This is a genomic window from Actinomycetota bacterium, from assembly GCA_012837825.1.
Taxonomy (GTDB): domain Bacteria; phylum Actinomycetota; class Humimicrobiia; order Humimicrobiales; family Humimicrobiaceae; genus Humimicrobium.
Map to the genome: position 1 here is coordinate 1 of DUQM01000028.1, position 18059 is coordinate 18059.

14 protein-coding genes are annotated in these 18059 nt (G+C 35.6%); 1 reads left to right on the forward strand and 13 read right to left on the reverse strand.

From position 1 onward, the window contains the following. Positions 1–477: 477 nt before the first annotated feature. Positions 478–981 (reverse strand): cupin domain-containing protein, encoded by a 504-nt coding sequence (locus GXZ93_02280; protein HHT78612.1) that lies wholly within the window; start codon positions 979–981, stop codon positions 478–480. Positions 982–1243: 262 nt separating this feature from the next. Between GXZ93_02280 and GXZ93_02285 the strand changes: the two genes are divergently transcribed. After that, on the forward strand, positions 1244–2533 hold the full coding sequence (locus GXZ93_02285; GenBank protein ID HHT78613.1) for a hypothetical protein: 1290 nt from the start codon (positions 1244–1246) through the stop codon (positions 2531–2533). Between the two features lie 53 nt (positions 2534–2586). On the opposite strand, the gene GXZ93_02290 is transcribed toward GXZ93_02285, so the two are convergent. The 12 genes from GXZ93_02290 to GXZ93_02345 form a co-directional block, all read right to left on the reverse strand. Continuing rightward, positions 2587–3003: a YjbQ family protein gene (locus GXZ93_02290; protein HHT78614.1), complete on the reverse strand. Its 417-nt coding sequence runs from the start codon at positions 3001–3003 to the stop codon at positions 2587–2589. 60 nt (positions 3004–3063) lie between these two features. After that, positions 3064–5013, reverse strand: coding sequence for an FAD-dependent oxidoreductase (locus tag GXZ93_02295; GenBank protein HHT78615.1), 1950 nt, complete (start codon positions 5011–5013; stop codon positions 3064–3066). Positions 5014–5230: 217 nt separating this feature from the next. Then, complete coding sequence (locus tag GXZ93_02300; protein ID HHT78616.1) at positions 5231–6478, reverse strand: Glu/Leu/Phe/Val dehydrogenase; 1248 nt, start codon at positions 6476–6478, stop codon at positions 5231–5233. A gap of 49 nt (positions 6479–6527) precedes the next feature. Next, positions 6528–6866 (reverse strand): P-II family nitrogen regulator, encoded by a 339-nt coding sequence (locus tag GXZ93_02305; protein HHT78617.1) that lies wholly within the window; start codon positions 6864–6866, stop codon positions 6528–6530. A gap of 324 nt (positions 6867–7190) precedes the next feature. Then, positions 7191–7925, reverse strand: a complete 735-nt coding sequence (locus GXZ93_02310) for an MBL fold metallo-hydrolase (GenBank protein ID HHT78618.1) — start codon at positions 7923–7925, stop codon at positions 7191–7193. A 39-nt stretch (positions 7926–7964) separates the two neighbouring features. Continuing rightward, a complete protein-coding gene (locus tag GXZ93_02315; GenBank protein ID HHT78619.1) occupies positions 7965–9920 on the reverse strand; it encodes an FAD-dependent oxidoreductase in 1956 nt (651 codons plus the stop codon). Between the two features lie 83 nt (positions 9921–10003). Then, positions 10004–10996 (reverse strand): ABC transporter permease, encoded by a 993-nt coding sequence (locus GXZ93_02320; GenBank protein HHT78620.1) that lies wholly within the window; start codon positions 10994–10996, stop codon positions 10004–10006. Positions 10997–11009: 13 nt separating this feature from the next. Beyond that, positions 11010–11972, reverse strand: a complete 963-nt coding sequence (locus GXZ93_02325) for an ABC transporter permease (protein ID HHT78621.1) — start codon at positions 11970–11972, stop codon at positions 11010–11012. Positions 11973–12072: 100 nt separating this feature from the next. Continuing rightward, positions 12073–13038 carry a substrate-binding domain-containing protein gene (locus tag GXZ93_02330; GenBank protein HHT78622.1) on the reverse strand — a complete coding sequence of 322 codons (966 nt, stop codon included), beginning with the start codon at positions 13036–13038 and terminating at the stop codon, positions 12073–12075. A gap of 178 nt (positions 13039–13216) precedes the next feature. Next, positions 13217–14707, reverse strand: a complete 1491-nt coding sequence (locus GXZ93_02335; protein ID HHT78623.1) for a sugar ABC transporter ATP-binding protein — start codon at positions 14705–14707, stop codon at positions 13217–13219. Between the two features lie 491 nt (positions 14708–15198). Then, positions 15199–16395 (reverse strand): M20 family metallopeptidase, encoded by a 1197-nt coding sequence (locus GXZ93_02340; protein ID HHT78624.1) that lies wholly within the window; start codon positions 16393–16395, stop codon positions 15199–15201. A 56-nt stretch (positions 16396–16451) separates the two neighbouring features. Further along, a complete protein-coding gene (locus tag GXZ93_02345) occupies positions 16452–17594 on the reverse strand; it encodes an alanine--glyoxylate aminotransferase family protein (GenBank protein HHT78625.1) in 1143 nt (380 codons plus the stop codon). Positions 17595–18059: the final 465 nt, after the last annotated feature.

Here is an 18059-nt window from a genome sequence, read left to right on the forward strand (position 1 = left end):
ATATTATCAATATATTATATATATAAATAAATTGCTTTAATTCTTCATCAAATATTTTTTCAAATAATTAACTTAAATTATCTAGTGTTAAGCCTGCTTCTTTTACCATGGGTGACCACTATTTTATGCATCAACCTATTCCTGCATTTGGAGCATCTTAAAAATACCAGGTCTAGTTTTCCTGCTAGGCGATAATCTGATAATTATTTTATAGTTAGAAAGAGTTATTTTTGATATGTCTGCAAGCTTGAAAATATACGGCTGTTTCAGTTTCTCAAAGATAATTATTTCTTTACTGATCTCAGTCTTTGCTATCCTTTGACTATATTATATCTACAAATAAACTTAAATATTCGAAAATACAATTTGAAAAAATTAAAGCATCTTTATTATTTTCTTCGTCGCCTCTAATACAAATTAATGTCTTTAAAACCTATTATCTTTCTGGATCTGTTTGTAAAGCTGTCAGAAAAATAATTAGAAGTAGTCTATAATGTAGGACCTGATATTATCATATTTCTGCATTATTTCGTCTTTATATTCTTCAGCCGATGTAAAATCTTCAAATTCAAAGCCTGGTGATACAGTTGTTCCCAGAAGAGCAAAACTGCCTCCTTTTTTTAGTCTGGTGCCCTGCCACACTTCCGAAGGAACAAGATGCTGCAGCTTTTCGTCTTTTAAAATATTCTGCCCGAGAATTATCTTCTTAAAGCTCCCGTCAGGAAAAAGATTGAGCATTTCAACCGGATCTCCCAGATAGAAATGAAATATTTCATCAGATTTTACCTTGTGAAGATGGGAATAATTTTTATCAGTGATCAGATAATATATTGAAGTATAAAAACATCTCTCTGAACCATATCTTTTCGGAAGACTTTTGCCGTCGATAAATTCTTCTGAGCGATATGCTTCATAATAAAGACCTCCCTCACCATCAAGAGGAACCAGGCCAAATTTTTTTATTATTACTTCTGTTTCCAATTTAATTTTACCGTTCATATTTTTCATTAACTTATTTTCAGAATCATTGTTTTCAGAATTGCCGGATTTCCCTTAATTTTCATTTAGTATATTTTAACCGTATTTCCGGACCTGCTCCAGAGAATAATTTTTATTTGTTGAAATCATTACTATTTATATGTATTATCTTAGCTTATTGTCAAATTCTTTTTAAGTTGCTTTTTATTTATTTCTTCCCGTAAAGATATTGCAGATTTTATAAATAGCAAGCAGGAAAGTTTTTATGCAAACAGTTAATATTAAAGACCTGGGCGAGCATATCCCGGGAGCTTCAAGTTCTGTTACTTTAAACGGCCTGAAGGAATTTGTTTCGGTTCCGTACCATATAAAATGGTATTTTGGTTCTGAATCAAATAAAATATTCCCCCTTTTTCTCCAGGAAATATCAGACCTTAACCCCAACAAAACAGGACTGTCTTTTCTTGTACCCAGAAATCCGTTTTTTAATCATGCAAGAATAAAATTCTTCGGATTTTACATTAATAACAAGCCCGTCGGAAGAGTAATGGCTTTTAACGACTACAATTACAGCAAAACACGCGGGGCTGAGACAGGGTGGATAGGGCATTTTGAGTGCATTGAGGATGAAAACGTTGCTGAACAGATACTTCAGACTGCAGCAGATTATTTAAAAGAACTGGGAGTAAAGCATGTAACCGGCCCGGCAAAATTCAATGCAAACGGCGAAGTCGGACTGCTTATAGATGGTTTCGATAAAAAACCATATTTTATGGAGCCTTATAATGCCCCGTATTATGAGGACTATTTCAAAAAGTTCGGATTTAAAAAGGAAAATGACTGGTTCAGCATGAATACTGATGAATCGCTTTCAAATGGCTACTTAAACAGAATAGAAAATATGATGGACAGAATAACTGAAAGATCCCTCAGGCAGGGAAAAGGCAACAGGGTTGACGACTTCATATTCAGAAATATTGATTTTGGAAAACTTGAAGACGAGATAAATACCATTAAGAACCTCTATAATCCTATATGGGGGACAGGAAATCATCCCCAGTTTACAGCTATGACTGATGATGAATTCAATGTCCTGTGCCGGGGAATTAGAACTATCGCAATCAGGGATCTGATATTCATTGTGGAAAAAAACAAAGTTCCCATAGGGGTATCGGTAAGTCTTCCAAATATAAATGAGATAATTGCAGAATACGACCATAGCCGAAGATTTGACAGAGGCTATATGCCGTCATATAATTTTTTAAGCCCAAAGGATCTGAAAAGGGATATACAGATATTTAATATAATAAAGAACAGACTCAGGACAAAAAAATTCAGCAGTATAAGGATTCTTATACTTGGTGTGGATGAAAAATTCAGAAAAAACGGCGTAGACAGCCAGCTTTATTACAAAACAGCACAAGCAGCAAAATCGATCGGGATAAGACATGGCTCAGGTTCACAGCTTGCTGATATCAATTTCGATATTTTAAATCCGTTATTTAAAATAGGAAAAAAGTCAATGACCTGGCGCGTTTACGGTCTTGATATCTGAACTTAAATCAAAGATTTTTTTATTTCCGGCTTTAATGAAAATCAGGAAAATAATTAATCCCCGATTATTTTTACAAGAACCCTTTTACGTCTCAATCCGTCAAATTCGCCGTAAAATATCTGTTCCCAAGGGCCAAGATCAAGCCGCCCCTCCGTAACGGCTACTACTACCTCCCGCCCCATTATCTGCCTTTTGAGGTGGGCATCAGCATTATCTTCATATCCGTTATGCTGATACTGACTGTATGGCTTTTCGGGTGCAAGTTTCTCCAGCCATTTCTCAAAATCTGCATGCAGCCCGCTCTCATCATCATTTATAAAAACACTCGCAGTAATGTGCATTGCATTACAAAGCAGAAGTCCTTCCCTGATTCCGCTCTCAAGAAGGATCTTTTCCACTTCACCTGTTATATTTATGAGCTGCCGTCTTTTCTTTATTTCAAACCATAATTCTTTCCGGTAACTTTTCATTCTTAAAACCTTTCATTCAGTTGATTTATAGCAAAACTGGTGAATAAGTAAATTATTTTCTTAAATTACTCTTGCAGCATTTTCCCCCGCTTCAACTGCCTCTCTTATCCTTCCCGGCTGGCTGCAGTCCCCGATTATATAAAACTCTTCTGCTTTCATTGAAAGAGCAGAAATGAATTCATCATCAGGTTTTGCATTAATGGCAATTGCAACAAGATCGGCATCAATTCCCATCTCTCTTCCGCCATCTTTTATACCCATCTGGGTGTCATAGGGAACCATCAGTTCCACACCGCCTTCATAGACAGTATTAAGGTGGCTTTCTGTAATAATTTCAATATTTCTTTCTTTAATAAGATTTAAAAGCCTTAATTTGACTTCAGTTATTTCATTTTCTTCAAGAATTTTGGGCAGCATTTCAACAATGGTTACCTTAAAACCATTGTCAGCCAGGAAACATGCGGTTTCGCAACCTACATCTCCACCACCGATCACCACGGCTCTTTCGCCCTTGTACCTGGAAATATCATTAAGTATATTAACCGCACTGTCCACATGTTTCATATCTATTCCCGGAACATCAGGCATTATCGGATTTGCTCCGACTGCAATAACCAGGACATCCGGGGAAATTTTTTCTACAAATTCAGGAGTAACATCTGTGTTTAATTCCAGTTTTACATTATTTGCATCAAGTTCATATTTAAACCAGTCAAGAGCAAGAGCAACATCTTCCTTGAATTTGGGACGGCTTCCAGGATACATCATGCCGCCGATAAAAGGTTTTCTTTCATAAACGGTAACATCGTGGCCTCTCTTTGATGCTGTTATTGCACATCTCAGACCTGCAGGACCGGCGCCTACAACCATGACTTTCTTCCTGCGAGCCGGGATTGAAAGATCCTGGGAAGCTTCTTTTAAAACATAGGGATTCATGCTGCACCACAGGGGTCCGAATCTCCATAACTGGTGATGACAGACATTGCATCTTATACACTGAACCACCGGTCTTCCGGCTCTTGCATTATTTACCCAGTGAGGATCAGCAATAAGTCCTCTCCCCATGGCAACTATATCACATAATCCCTCAGCAATAGCCTCATCAGCTTCCTGCGGAACAGTAATTGCTCCGTTTGCAAGAACAGGAATCTCAGGACATACTTCTTTTACTGCCTTTGAAAGAGGCATCAATGTATTTCTCGGAACATAAAGCGGCGGAACAGCAGGATATTCACTGTTTACAAGTACGGTAGTCGAAGAAGCGCTTGCCACATCAAGAAAATCCACACCTGCATCAGCCATATATCTTCCAATTTTTTTGCCCAGCTCCACATCAATACCGCCTGGCAGCCATTCATATGCGCTGAATTTATATCCGACCGCCATATCCGGGCATTTCTGCCTTATTCCTTTATATATTTCCAGCGGAAACCTCATCCTGTTTTCAAAAGAACCACCGAATTTGTCAGTTCTTTTATTAAGCGCAGGAGATACCATTGCTCCTATAAGATAATCATATCCTCCATGAATTTCCACACCGTCATATCCTGCCTGTCCGGCTCTTACTGCACCATTTATAAAGTATTCAATTATGGTTTCAATTTCATCAGTTGTAAGTTCGACCGGTTTTTTATTATAGTTCAGGCTATATATTGATGAAGGACCCTGAATTCCGCCAAATTTCGCCCCGAAAAGCGACAATTGTATAAATATCTTTGAATCATATTTGTGAATTCTCTCAACAAGCTGAGCATGACTGGAAATCAGCCTGTCTTCATAAATACCTATGAGAGGAGCAGGTCCTGTTGCAATTTTGTCATGTACCCTGGTAAATGAAGTAATTATCAGCCCGGTTCCGCCTATCGCTCTTTCTTCAAAATATCTTATTGTTCTTTTTGGCCAGCTGTCATCTGGTGAATGAACACTTACTCCCATTGGAGCAAGAGCAACCCTGTTAGGTATCTCGATTTTTCCAATCCTTATAGGACTTAGTAATTTTTCCAGAACCATTACTCTCTCCTTTTTAATTAATTTTCATTCTTCTTAAAATTTCATCCGAAAAATCTGATAATAAAAAATCTGATAATAGTATTATATTTATTGATCTGTTATCTTTATTTTCCGATATAGAATATTATATATGATATTATATATGCCTGCATATCATATGAATTACTGCCCAGATTATTCTTGCTATTTATTTCTATTATGTTTAATTTATCCTCTCTTACGGATAAACACCTCTTAGCTTCATCGCACATGCAACCTTGTTTACTGCAAGAGCCATGGCAGCTTTTCTCATATCAAGCTTTTTATCAACAGAGAAATTATATGTTTCATAAAAAGCCTTCTCCATGATATCTCTTAGCTGAAGGTTTACTTTTCTTTTGCTCCAGAAATATGCAAGATTCCCCTGCACCCATTCAAAGTAAGATACCGTTACTCCTCCGGAGTTGCATAGTATGTCGGGCACTAAAAATATGCCTTTGTCTTTAAGTATGGGATCTGCCTGTGGTGTAACAGGCGCATTTGCTCCCTCTGCAAGAATTTTTGCATTTATATAAGCGGCATTTTCTTCTGTTATCTGGTTTTCAAGAGCAGCGGGAAAGAGCACATCACATTTTATCTTAAAGAGTTCAGAAGGCTCCATTTCCTCTGCCCGGCTAAAACCGGTAATTGTCTTGTTTTTCTTTATGTGTTCATCAAGCTTGTAAGGATCTATTCCCTTGTCATTTCTTATTGCTCCCGTAACATCGGATACAGCAATTATCTTAAATCCAAGATCATAAAGTATCTTCGCCGCATTACTTCCGACATTTCCAAAACCCTGGATTACCGTAGTTAAGCTGGAGGAATCTATTTTTAAAACCTTAAGGGCTGCAAGTATCGTATATACCGCACCTCTGCTTGTAGCTTCTTCTCTTCCCTGGCTTCCTCCCAGTTCTATGGGCTTGCCTGTTACAGCTCCCGGTACTACATAGCCTTTTGCCATTGAGTAAGTGTCCATTATCCATGCCATCACCTTTGCATTTGTGCCAACATCAGGTGCAGGTATATCTTTCTCGGGACCGATAAGAGGGATAAGCTCATATATATATCTTCTTGTAAGATTTTCAAGCTCTCTCTCAGAGAGCATGGTCGGATTTACTACAACTCCGCCCTTTGCCCCGCCGAACGGTATTCCAACAAGCGAGCATTTCCATGTCATCAGCATGGCAAGAGCTTTCATCTCATCTAAAGTCACATCCTGGTGATAACGTATCCCTCCCTTTGCAGGGCCTCTGTTTGTATTGTGCTGAACACGGTATCCCTTGAATATATCTATGTCGCCGTTGTCCATTTTTACAGGAACAGATATTTCAACTATCTTCCTTGGTTCTTTTAAATATTTGATAATGCCCGGCTTCAAATTAAGCACTGTCATGGTATCGTCCAGACGCTTTAGCGTCATTTCCCAGACATTTTCTTTTGACATCAATATCTCCTTCAATAATGTTTAATCGTCTTTGGTTAAAAAGCTTATATTATATTGCGCTTTTTTCTGACCTTTCCGTTCTTGCCCTTATTGTGTCTTCGACAGGAAGAACAAATATTTTGCCCGAGCCTATTTTGTCTGTCTTGGCCAGGCGGACTATTTTATTTATAACATCATCTGCTATTTCCTCATCAACTACTATCTCGAGCTTTATCTTTGGCAGAAACTTTACTTCTCTGTTTGCTTTTCCACCGTTACCGCAACTCCTACGGTGTCCAAAACCCTGCACTTCAGATATAGTCATGCCTTCCACACCTTCCTCAAAGAGAGCCTCTTTAACTTCATCAAGTTTGGAGGGCTGTATGAAACATTCGATTTTACTTAGCATAATCTTTACCTCCTTTCAATATCTCCGGTTTATTTCAGTATAAGTATCTTTATAAAGTATTTCCAGTCAACATAATTAAACTGATATATCCGATAATTGGCAAAAAGAAATATATTATAAATTATCTGTCTATTCATGCTTCTGCACCTTTTACTATTTTCTCCTACATGCTCCATCACTTTTCCGGAACCGGCTTTTGGAAGAATTTTCCCTGTGTCACAGCAACTTCCCCGGGATATAAGGGATTTGTCATAATTATTTTAACTATTTAAGCTTTTCTTATAGCTTAAAGATAGTGCAAATTATTATTGTCTTAATAATGAGCTATATGAAATTTTTTGGAATGCCTAATAATCTTAAGCTATTAACTGTCTTTTCAATATGCCTGTCACTATTATGTAATGAAAAAACAAAATGACCAGGCAATAATATTTCGATATTTAAATCTTTAATTCTATTTATATATTCTCTGTAGTCAGACAAGCTGGAACCTTCACAGTTTAAAAGTCCTATCGCTCCGTCAAAGAATACAACATCACCGGTAAATAATGTTTTGCCTTCCGGTAATTCAACATAATAACATATCGAACCCTTGCTGTGGCCAGGGACAACTATGGATCTAAAAGTAAATTTGCCCACTTTGATTAAATCATTATGCTTTAATAGTTTAGATGCTTTACACGGTTTAAAAACATAATCGGGTGAATATAATCCGCTTCTTTTTGCAACATCAAGTTGTATTTTCTTTTCATCATAGCTATTTAATAAATCCGCTTCAATCTCACTTATGCAAACTGCCGCTCCCAAATTTTTTTGTAACTCAGCAGCTCCTGAAGAATGATCGGCATGGGAATGCGTAAGAAATATATGGGAAATTTTATCAGGATTTAAGCCATCTTTTTTTATATTATCAATAATTTTATGGGTATCAATACCGGCTCCTGTGTCAACAAGAACACTTTCGCTGCCGCAATCGACTAAATATATGCTTGAATCAAACTCGTGGCTTAATCCAAAAGGACCACCGCCTACCAAATATAAATTCTCAGTCAGTTTCATAATTAACTCCTCAAAAAATATTAAAATAATTTTTAACTTTTATATAATTCTTCCTATATTCTCACCTGATTCAATAGCTTCTTTAATTCTGCCGGGGCTTACACAATCCCCTATTATATAAAATTCTTCAGCCTTCATAGTAAACATATTTATTAATTCATTATTCGGTTCCTGATTTACAGCTAGCGCAACAACATCGGCTTCTATACCATCCTGTCTTCCTCCTTCTGAAAGTCCCATCTGGGTATCGTATGGAACAAGTATCTCTACACCTTCATCTGTTATGGCATTTAGTTTTACATTGGTTAATATTTTTATATTTTTGGCTTTTATAAGATCATTAAGCCTGAGTTTTATTTCAGTAATTTTATTTTCATATAATATTTCATCCAGAATTTCTACAATGGTAACTTCAAATCCATTATCAGCAAGATAGCAAGCGGTTTCACAACCTACTTCTCCACCACCGATTACCACAGCCTTTTTGCCTTTATATTTTTCTATATTGCTTAATATGTTTATTGCAAAATCAACACTGTCTTTTCCAATGCCCGGCACATCAGGTATTATTGGTTCTGCACCAATACCAATTACGACTACATCGGGATTATTCTCCTCAATAAATTCCGGGGTCACTTCGGTACTTAATCTCAGATCAATGCTGCTATTTTTAATCTCCATTTCAAACCATTTTAAAACCCTTAGCATATCCTCTTTAAATTTCGGGCGACTACCGGGATACATCATGCCGCCAATATAAGGTTTCTTTTCAAATATTGTTACCTTGTGTCCTCGTCTAGAAGCAGTCAATGCGCACCTCATGCCTGCCGGACCGGCGCCAATGATCATTACATTCTTTTTAACAGAAGGAATTGATGGCTGAACGGCAGCCTCTTTTAGAACAAATGGATTCACGGAACAACATAGTGGCTGGCCAAGCCACAGTTGATGATGGCATACATTACATCTTATGCAGGGAGTAATTGTTTCGGATTTTCCTGTCTTTGCTTTTATTGCCCAATAAGGATCGGCTATTAAAGCTCTCCCAATTGCCACCAAATCACACTTGCCTTTTGCAATTATGCTGTTTGCTTCCTCAGGAATATTGATCGCTCCATTTGCTATAACAGGTATTTCCGGGCAAACTTTTTTTATTTCCTCTGCAAGAGGAACAAGGGTATTTCTATTTACATACATAGGTGGGACACATGAATATTCGCTGGTTTTGAGTGTTGTGGTCGACGATGAACTGGCAACATCCAGAAAAGATATTCCTAATTTAGCCATGTGTTTTGCAATTTTTTTAGCAAGATCAATATCAACACCACCTGGAAGCCATTCATAAGCACTGAATTTAAAACCTACAGGATAATCAGGGTACATATTAAGTATTCCTTTTATAATATCCGATGGAAACTTCATCCTGCCTTCAAATGAACCGCCATATTTATCTTCCCTTTTATTTAATGCGGGAGATATCATTGCGCCTATAAGATAACTATATCCGCCGTGCACTTCAATTCCATCATAACCGGCTTGTTTGCCTCTGATAGCGGCTTTTATAAAAGCTTCCACTAAACAGTCCAGTTCAACAGTTGTTAGCTCTCTTGGTTTTACATTATAGTTTAAACTGTAAATTGCTGAAGGTCCTTCAAGTCCGCCAAATTTACAGCCATGCAGTGCAATTTGAAGAAATATCTTTGTATCATATTTATGGATTCTCTCAACAAGTTCGGCATGCGAAGATATCAATTTATCATCATATATTCCTGTCAAAGGGGCCGGCCCTGTAGCCAATTTGTCGTGAACACGAGTGAATGATGTTAATATCATTCCTGTTCCCCCCGCTGCTCTTTCTTCAAAATATCTGATTGTTCTTTTTGGCCAGCTGTCATCAGGACTGTAGACACTTACTGCCATAGGAGCAAGAGCAATTCTGTTTGCGATTTCCACATTACCTAATTTAATAGGACTAAACAATTTTTTTAACTCCATTATTATCACCGTTTAGAAATATGGTTTACAAAAATTTGTAATATTGAATATGGGTAATGACTTGATTCCGGTTTTAAATATAATTAACCTAGAGATTTTCTCCCGGTATAGGCAAATACCATAAGTAATATTAGAAATCCTTGAAAAATCATTTTGACTCCTTCTCCCAACCCCAGCATGTTCAAGAGACTGGACAACAAGGTAATGATTATGGTTCCAATAATTGTTCCCAATATAGAACCTTTACCTCCAGCAAAAGTAGTCCCTCCTATTATTACTGCCGTTAAAGAGTCAAGAGGATATGAAATTCCCCCACCTAATGTCGGGGTACGAAGATATCCTGCCCAAATTATTGCAGCTATAGCTGTAAGTATTCCGCTTATAATATAAACATAAAAAACAATTCTTCCCGGATATAATCCTGCAATATATGCAGCCTGCGGGTTAGCTCCTACCGCAAATATATATCTGCCGAACATAGTTCTTTTTAAAATAAAAATAATGATTAATGCAATTGCAATCCAAATAATTATAGAAACCGGTAAAAAACCAAATACTTTGCCGTGACCTAAATAGCTTATAAATTCAGGAGTTGATCCTCGTGCAAACCCTCTTGTATAAATAAAAGTAATACCTGTTAAAAGACTCATTACTCCCAAAGAACCGACCATCGGGGATATCTTAAATCTTACAACCAGTAATCCGTTTATAACTCCTATTAGTGCGCCGACTGCCAAAGCGGCAATTATTGATATAAAAGTGTATTTTGAATCACCCATGCTTATTGCAGAAATAAGCACCATTATCAATGTTGCGGATGCGCCAACAGAAAAATCCAAACCTCTTGTAATGATTAAAAGTGCTTGTCCAATACTTATAATACCTATAATTGATGCTATCTTTAGAATAAATAAAAGGTGATTTAATTCTAAAAGTTTTGGTGAAAATATCCCGGCAAATATTAATAATATTATAAGAGAGATATATACTCCGCCTTTTTGGAATATCTTTGTTAAAAATTTAATAAAATTAAATCTGCTATTTTTTTTTGAAATTAAACCATCAGTATCATTCATTCTTATAATTATCCTATCTTTTTTTAAATGAATTTAATATCATGGCAATGATTAACAAAGCTCCTCTGAAAATATACTGGTAGAAAGGATCGATGCCGCTTATATTTAATGCATTACTTATCATTCCGACAATCGCTGCTCCGCCTAATGCTCCTATGATAAAACCTTCACCTCCGGCAAAAGACATGCCTCCGATTATTGCAGCAGTAAGAGATTCAAGTGTATAGGGATCACCGATTAAAGGCGCCCCTGAGCCAATTCGACTGGCAAGTAAAAGACCAGCAAAACATGCAAAAAAAGAAGAAGTCATATATGTTAAAATTCGAATTTTCTTTACATTAACTCCGGCCATCCTGGCGTATTGTTCACTTTTACCTAATGCATATGCATGCAGACCAAATACGCTTCTGCTCATAATAAATGAAAAAATGATGTATGCAATAATAGTTATAAAAATTGGGACCGATAGAATATTAAATCTATAAATTAAAACTTTCGAAAGAGCCCTGGGTACCGCCCCTCCCGGTGCTGTTCTATACCACAATATAATGCCTTGAACAATATATGACATGCTTAAGGTTACAATCAATGGGGGCAAACTTGTCTCATTGCAAATCATCCCATTAATAAATCCTATTAATAATGCTGCTAAAAATGCAATCAGCAAACCAATAAGAATGCCTGTAGCATTATTTCCCATTAAATTAGCTGCTATGACAGTTGTTAAAGAGATTACTGAACCGACAGATAAGTCAATACCGCCCCCGATAAGAACAACTGTCTGGCCTAAAGCAACTAATGACAGAGGAGCAATTTGGATTAATAAATTTGAAATATTTGTTGAAGATCTGTAAAGAGGGAAGAGAATATAAAAAACAATAAATATTATTAACAAGAATAAATATGTAAAAAAAACTGAATTATATCTGCTAAACTTACTAAAATTTAACTTAGATATATGAGTAAGATTCCTCATATAAAAATATCCTTTACATAAATGACATTAATACAATTTTTTTAAGTAAATGGCTACAATAATTTGTAGCCATTTACTTTTATAATAATCTTTAAGTTATTTATTCAAATAGTTCTTTCAACTTTTCAACTGGTAGATATGTAGGTACCCTAATTTTGTCTGGAAGACCAGGTAAAATAAGGTCATCAAGATCGTCTACCGTGAAAATAGGCACAGGGAGCATAACTTCTTTTTCAACTTCTTCTCCCTGAAGAGCAGCCATACCTATATGAAGAGCATCTATGCTCATTGTGGAAGGCTTGCTGACTACAACTGCCTCGAAGCCTTCTTCATCTTTTATCTCCTGCCATAATTTCATTTCTCCATTTTCTCCATGCCAGGGTATGGGAACATAAGGAAGATTATTATCTTTATAAACTTCTACAACTGCTCTGGGCTCTGAAAAAGTCCAAACAGCGGCAATATCAGGATGTGCCGCCAATAAATCCTGCATAACTATTTTTGTTTTACTGAAATCCCACTCTCCATATACTTCCGGAAGGGTTGTGATGTCAGGATATTTGCTGAAAACTGACATCGCACCTTCATAGGTATCTACTTGTGCTCCGGAACCTGCAATACCGTTTATCATTGCAACTTTCCCCGCACCATCAATAGACTCTGCTATAAATTCTGCTGATTTAACTCCCCATTCATAATCACTTATGTTGATGAAAGAGGTGTATTTCTCTCCGGCATATGCTGAACCAAATACAATAACTTTAATCCCTTTGTCGATAGCATCATCTATGCTCGCAACAAGATTATCCGGCGTTATTGGTGTAATAAAGATAATATCGCAGCCCTTGGCAACCAAATCTTCAAAATTGCTTAAATTTTTTGCCATATCGCCATCAGAGCTTGTATAGTAAACTTCCTCTATTTGGTCTCCATACTCTTGCTGAATAGCATATTTAAATTCCTCAGCTAACTGCAGCGACCATGCATTTCCCAACCAATAGATGTCATATCCTATAACAAACTTATCCTTGGCGCCTGTATCAGCAGCAGTTTTACATGAAGCCATCCCAACTAAAAAAACAGCTACTATGAACAAGATGAGAATAATTTTTATTTTTTTCATTAATACTCCTTTTTCGTTGTTAATTAGGTTGTTAAAACTCCGCTCAACCTTAAAAATATAAAAATATTTTTATTTCACCTCCCAATATTATCTTTGCATTCATCATTTTTTATATAAATAATCATTTTCCACTTGCAGCTAACATAATCTTTTCTTCAGTTGCTTCCTGGCTGCTAAAAATTTTTGAAATACTTCCTTCATACATTACTAAAACTCTATCACACAAACCCAGCAATTCAATCATGTCGCTGAGAACTACAACAATAGCCATTCCTTCATTTGCCAAATTTCTTAAAGTATTATATATATCTTGTTTTGTTCCCACATCAATACCCTGCGTCGGTTCATCAAGCAAAAATATTTCCGGCTTATGTATAAGCCATCTTGCAAGAACTGTTTTTTGCTGATTCCCGCCACTTAAAAATCTTGATTCCTGTTCTCGATTAAATAAAGCAATATTAAACTCTTTAATTTTTTTATCAATTATTTTATTTTCTAAAATAGTGTTTATTGAAAAAAATTTTCTATAGTCTTTTAATGTGGCAATTGAAATATTTTCTTTAACGCTTCTACACATAAAAAGCATCTCATTGCTCCGGTCGCTAGAAATATAATAGACACCTTTTTTTATTGAATTTGAGGGTTTTATATTATTTAATGGCTTGTTTTTAAAAGATATGCTTCCTGAGCTAACTTTTAAAATACCAAAAATAGTATTTAGTAAAGAAGATTGGCCCATACCGACCAATCCTCCAATTCCCAGTATTTCCCCTTTATTAATGTCAAAATTTATGTCATTTAAATGACCTTTTACATTAACCTCGGTTAAGCTCATTATTTGTTCTGTATGCTTATTTCCTTTTTTTTGAGGAAATACATTAGAAAGCTGACGGCCAACCATTTTATTGATTACTTCATCTTTTGTTATATTTTCTACTGATACAGTATCAATAAGATTTCCGTCTTTAAGAATTGTTATGCTGTCTGCAATTTCAAATATTTCATCAATCTTGTGAGATACATATATTATTGTAATATTTTTCTTCTTTAGATTTTTAATTATGTTTAATAAATTTTTTACTTCACTCTTTGACAGTGTTGAAGAAGGTTCGTCCATAATTATTAAATCTGCATTTGCAGACAAAACTCTGGCAATTGCGACAAATTGCCTTTGATCTATGGTAAGATCGCTAACTATGGCATCCAAATCCAGTTTTATTTCAATATCATCAAGAATTTTTTTACAAAGATCTCTTGATTTTTTTAGGTTTATAAAGCCAAATTTTGTAAATTCTCTGCCTAATAAAACATTTTGCATAACACTCAAATTCTCCATTAGACCAAGGTCCTGGGGAATCATAAATATCTTGGCCTCTTTTACGGCAATAGGGTTACCTTTTGGCAATAATTTTCCTTTAAAACTTACAGAGCCTGTATCGTTTTTATAAACTCCGCAAATAATCTTATTTAATGTAGATTTTCCGGCGCCATTTTCGCCCACTAATCCACGAACTTCTCCCTTGTTTAATGACATTGTTATATTCTTTAAAACAGTTACGCCTGAAAAACTTTTTGAGATATTTTTAAGTTCTAATATTGCTTGATTTTCCACTTTTAAATAATATAGAGAATTTTAAATTTTTATGTGATATTTAATAATCTGTTTGATTAGCCTTTATTAATAATGTTTTAATAATCATTTGTCTTGGGATTTTAACTGATTATTTCATTATGTTTAAAAATTCATAAAAGTAAACTGTTAATTTAAAATTAATTTTTTTAAAATGTGCATGCGCTATTAATTATAAACACATTTTAATTATAAAATTTATATCATTATAATTAAATTAAGGTTTATTTTCTTGTTTATTGTTTAAAAAACAAGAAAAATAGTTTCATATTGTGAAATATGGGTTCATAATATAATGGTTATTATAAACTTTTACCATTTTTCTGTCTATCTTTTAAAAGAAATAAATTAGAATATAAAACAATTTTTTAATAATTGTATTAACTAATTAATGATTAAATACTGGTGAGCAAAACCTTAAAAAAAATAAACACAGCAATTATTGGCAAGCTTTGCTGTCTTATAAAAATTAATTAGCTTTTACAAACCTTGAAGACAATAGAAAGATACGCTTTTACTGAATCAGTAAGTTCTTTTATGCTTACGAATTCATCTTCGGAGTGAGCTTTGCTCATGCTCCCGGGCCCTAATATGAGTGTCGGAAAACCCTTGTTTAAAATAGTAGCTCCGTCTGTCCAGCCCTGCATTCCGGCGACCCGAGCCTTAAGGCCTGCATCCATCATTGCAGTTTTAACGATATCAACATAATCATGGCTTTCAGGCAAAAACAACGGACCGAAATACCCGTCTCCTGGTAGTGTTGCCCTTACCTCATATCTAAGTTCCGGATTTGTATTGCAGGCCTCTTTAATATAAGGTTCTATTTCAGAAATAAGATCTATGTTTTTCTCAGAATCTATCCATCTTCTGTCAATTGCCAGGGTACATTTGTCGGCTACAATATTAACTTTCTTGCCACCCTTTATTATTCCGTAATTTATTGTTGGATTTCCCACTCCATCCTGATATCGTGTATTGAGAACGGGGATATATTTATTATTTAATTTGGTTATAAAAAATGCCATTGCTCCTATTGCATTTGCTCCTTTTTCAGGCATGCTTCCATGGGCAGCCTTGCCTGTTATGGATATGTCCATAAGGAAACATCCTTTGTGGGAATTCACTATATTCAGATCTGTTGGCTCGCCTACAATAAAATAATCTGATTTAAAGCCTTTGTTCATTAAAAACCTTGTTCCGGTTCCGCCTGATTCTTCCCCGATAACTCCGGTAAAAAATAAATCGCCGTCAAGGCAAACATTCTCCCTTTTTAAAATAAACATGGAATAAATCATTGCTGCAACAGCGCCTTTCATATCTGCAGCGCCAAGTCCAAAGACTTTTCCGTCTCTAATTTCAGGTTCATAACTTTTCATCTTGTCGTTTGGAGGAACTGTGTCAAGATGACCGTTGAGTGTCAGGCTTTTGCCGGCATTGTTATTCTCTTTACCGGGAATTTTTGCAATGACATTGTTTCTTCCCGGCTCAACTTCTTGTAAATAAGCATGAATTCCCTCTTCTTTTATAATATTCAGGACACATTTACTTATTTCATTTTCCTGTTCCGGACAATTTATATGACCGGGAACAGAAATCAGTTTTTTTAAAATACTGACAACTTCCTTTTCGTCAATTTTCTTTATAAGTTTTTCAATATCGATATTTTTCATTTTTTAAAACACTTCTTTCTCCAATGCATTAAATCAAATTTCGCAGCAGAAAAGAATCATACAAGTTCTGCCAACGCTTTATCTATATATACATCGATATTTTTTGTTTTCATAAATGTACCGAGTGCAGCTACGACAGCAGCAAGATTTCTGTTCAGGCATTGTTTTGTGCTCATGTGCCCTATTCTGAAAACCAAAGGTTTCATATCTTTTTCCAGAGAACCGCCTATCTGTATCCGGAATTTATCTTTAAGAAATTCAATAAATTCCGGTGCCTGGAATTTACCCAGAGTAGACACGGCAGTAAGGCCATGAGCATTATGTCCTTCTGGAACAAAAAGACCCAGACCCAGCGCTTTTATAGCTTTGATCAGTCTTGAAGAAACATCCTTATACATGGCAATCCTGCTTGCAATTCCTTCGCTTTCAATCATTTCAAGGCTTTTTGCCAAAGCCTGGATTACATTGGTTGGAAGCGTGGATGGATAAGGATGCCAGTCATTCCATTTGTCATAATAGTCAACCCAGACTCTCAGATCAGGATACCAGCTTCTTGAAGGAGGAAGGTCATTCAGGTTTTTTATAAGTTCATAATTTACAGTAAGCATTCCGAGACCGGAAGGACATGAAAAACCTTTTTGCGATGCTGAAGCAATACCATCTATCTGCCACTCATCAACTTTGATTTCTTCAATTCCAGAGCTTGCTATTGCATCAACAAAAACAAGACAGCCATATTTTTTTGCAATTTTTGCAACTTCTTTTACAGGATTCAAGATTCCCACACTTGTTTCAACATGAACCATCCACAAAAGATCATATTTCTTTGATTTCAGCTGTTCTTCTATCTCCGCAAGATCATAGGCTTTGCCTTTTTCATAAGAAATTTTATCTGTATGTGAGCCATATCTGCCAGCTATTGTATTTAATCTGTCTCCAAAAGAACCGTTGGATAGCACAAGGCAGTTTCTGGAATTGCAGAAAGTCGCTCCTATCGCTTCAAGTCCGGTTGTTCCTGAGCCAGGCATTAAAAAAGACCATGATTTTTTCGAACCAAGAATTCTTGATAGTCTTGAAGCAGTTTCAAGATAAAGATCTCTGAATTCTTTTCCGTAATGGGCGACCGTCTGCCCGTTAAAGGCTTCAATAATTTCATCCGGGGATTCCACAGGTCCCGGTATCATCAGTAAATATTTCATCGTTCCTCCTGTAAATTAAAAACTAAAATTATATAATTATATTCCTTTTCAAACTTCTCGCCACTTGCAGTCTTTTCTTTTTTTCAAATCGGTTACGATTACTGTCTATTGCAATATTGGGGTAAGCACTCACAGGCAGAGCAGGGACAAAAAACATCGTCTGCAAAACCAACATTTCGGAGAATTGGCCTTAAAGAAGGTAATCTCCCTTTATGCCGTCTTTTAATCACCTCTGACCAGTAGCCAAACTCCCGGTTTAATGTTCTTGAACAGCTTTCAAAATTGATTACATTATTGAAAATTTTCTCGCTGTTTCTTTATTATCCAAATAAATAATTTATTGGGTTGTTTATAATTATATCTTGTCTTTTTGGATATTAGTTTTATTATTTACTTTTTAGCAAATATAAAATAGAATTTTAAACGGTAAAAAGTTTTATAATATGAAATATAAGTTCATATTAT

What these genes read in the sequence shown, in the direction of transcription:
- GXZ93_02300 (HHT78616.1), bottom strand. Translation starts at nt 6,478, where the DNA reads ATGTCAAAAGAAAATGTCTGGGAAATGACGCTAAAGCGTCTGGACGAT.
- GXZ93_02315 (HHT78619.1), bottom strand. Translation starts at nt 9,920, where the DNA reads ATGGAGTTAAAAAAATTGTTTAGTCCTATTAAATTAGGTAATGTGGAA.
- GXZ93_02310 (HHT78618.1), bottom strand. Translation starts at nt 7,925, where the DNA reads ATGAAACTGACTGAGAATTTATATTTGGTAGGCGGTGGTCCTTTTGGA.
- GXZ93_02340 (HHT78624.1), bottom strand. Translation starts at nt 16,395, where the DNA reads ATGAAAAATATCGATATTGAAAAACTTATAAAGAAAATTGACGAAAAG.
- GXZ93_02305 (HHT78617.1), bottom strand. Translation starts at nt 6,866, where the DNA reads ATGCTAAGTAAAATCGAATGTTTCATACAGCCCTCCAAACTTGATGAA.
- GXZ93_02320 (HHT78620.1), bottom strand. Translation starts at nt 10,996, where the DNA reads ATGAATGATACTGATGGTTTAATTTCAAAAAAAAATAGCAGATTTAAT.
- GXZ93_02345 (HHT78625.1), bottom strand. Translation starts at nt 17,594, where the DNA reads ATGAAATATTTACTGATGATACCGGGACCTGTGGAATCCCCGGATGAA.
- GXZ93_02295 (HHT78615.1), bottom strand. Translation starts at nt 5,013, where the DNA reads ATGGTTCTGGAAAAATTACTAAGTCCTATAAGGATTGGAAAAATCGAG.
- GXZ93_02290 (HHT78614.1), bottom strand. Translation starts at nt 3,003, where the DNA reads ATGAAAAGTTACCGGAAAGAATTATGGTTTGAAATAAAGAAAAGACGG.
- GXZ93_02285 (HHT78613.1), top strand. Translation starts at nt 1,244, where the DNA reads ATGCAAACAGTTAATATTAAAGACCTGGGCGAGCATATCCCGGGAGCT.
- GXZ93_02330 (HHT78622.1), bottom strand. Translation starts at nt 13,038, where the DNA reads ATGGCTTCATGTAAAACTGCTGCTGATACAGGCGCCAAGGATAAGTTT.
- GXZ93_02325 (HHT78621.1), bottom strand. Translation starts at nt 11,972, where the DNA reads ATGAGGAATCTTACTCATATATCTAAGTTAAATTTTAGTAAGTTTAGC.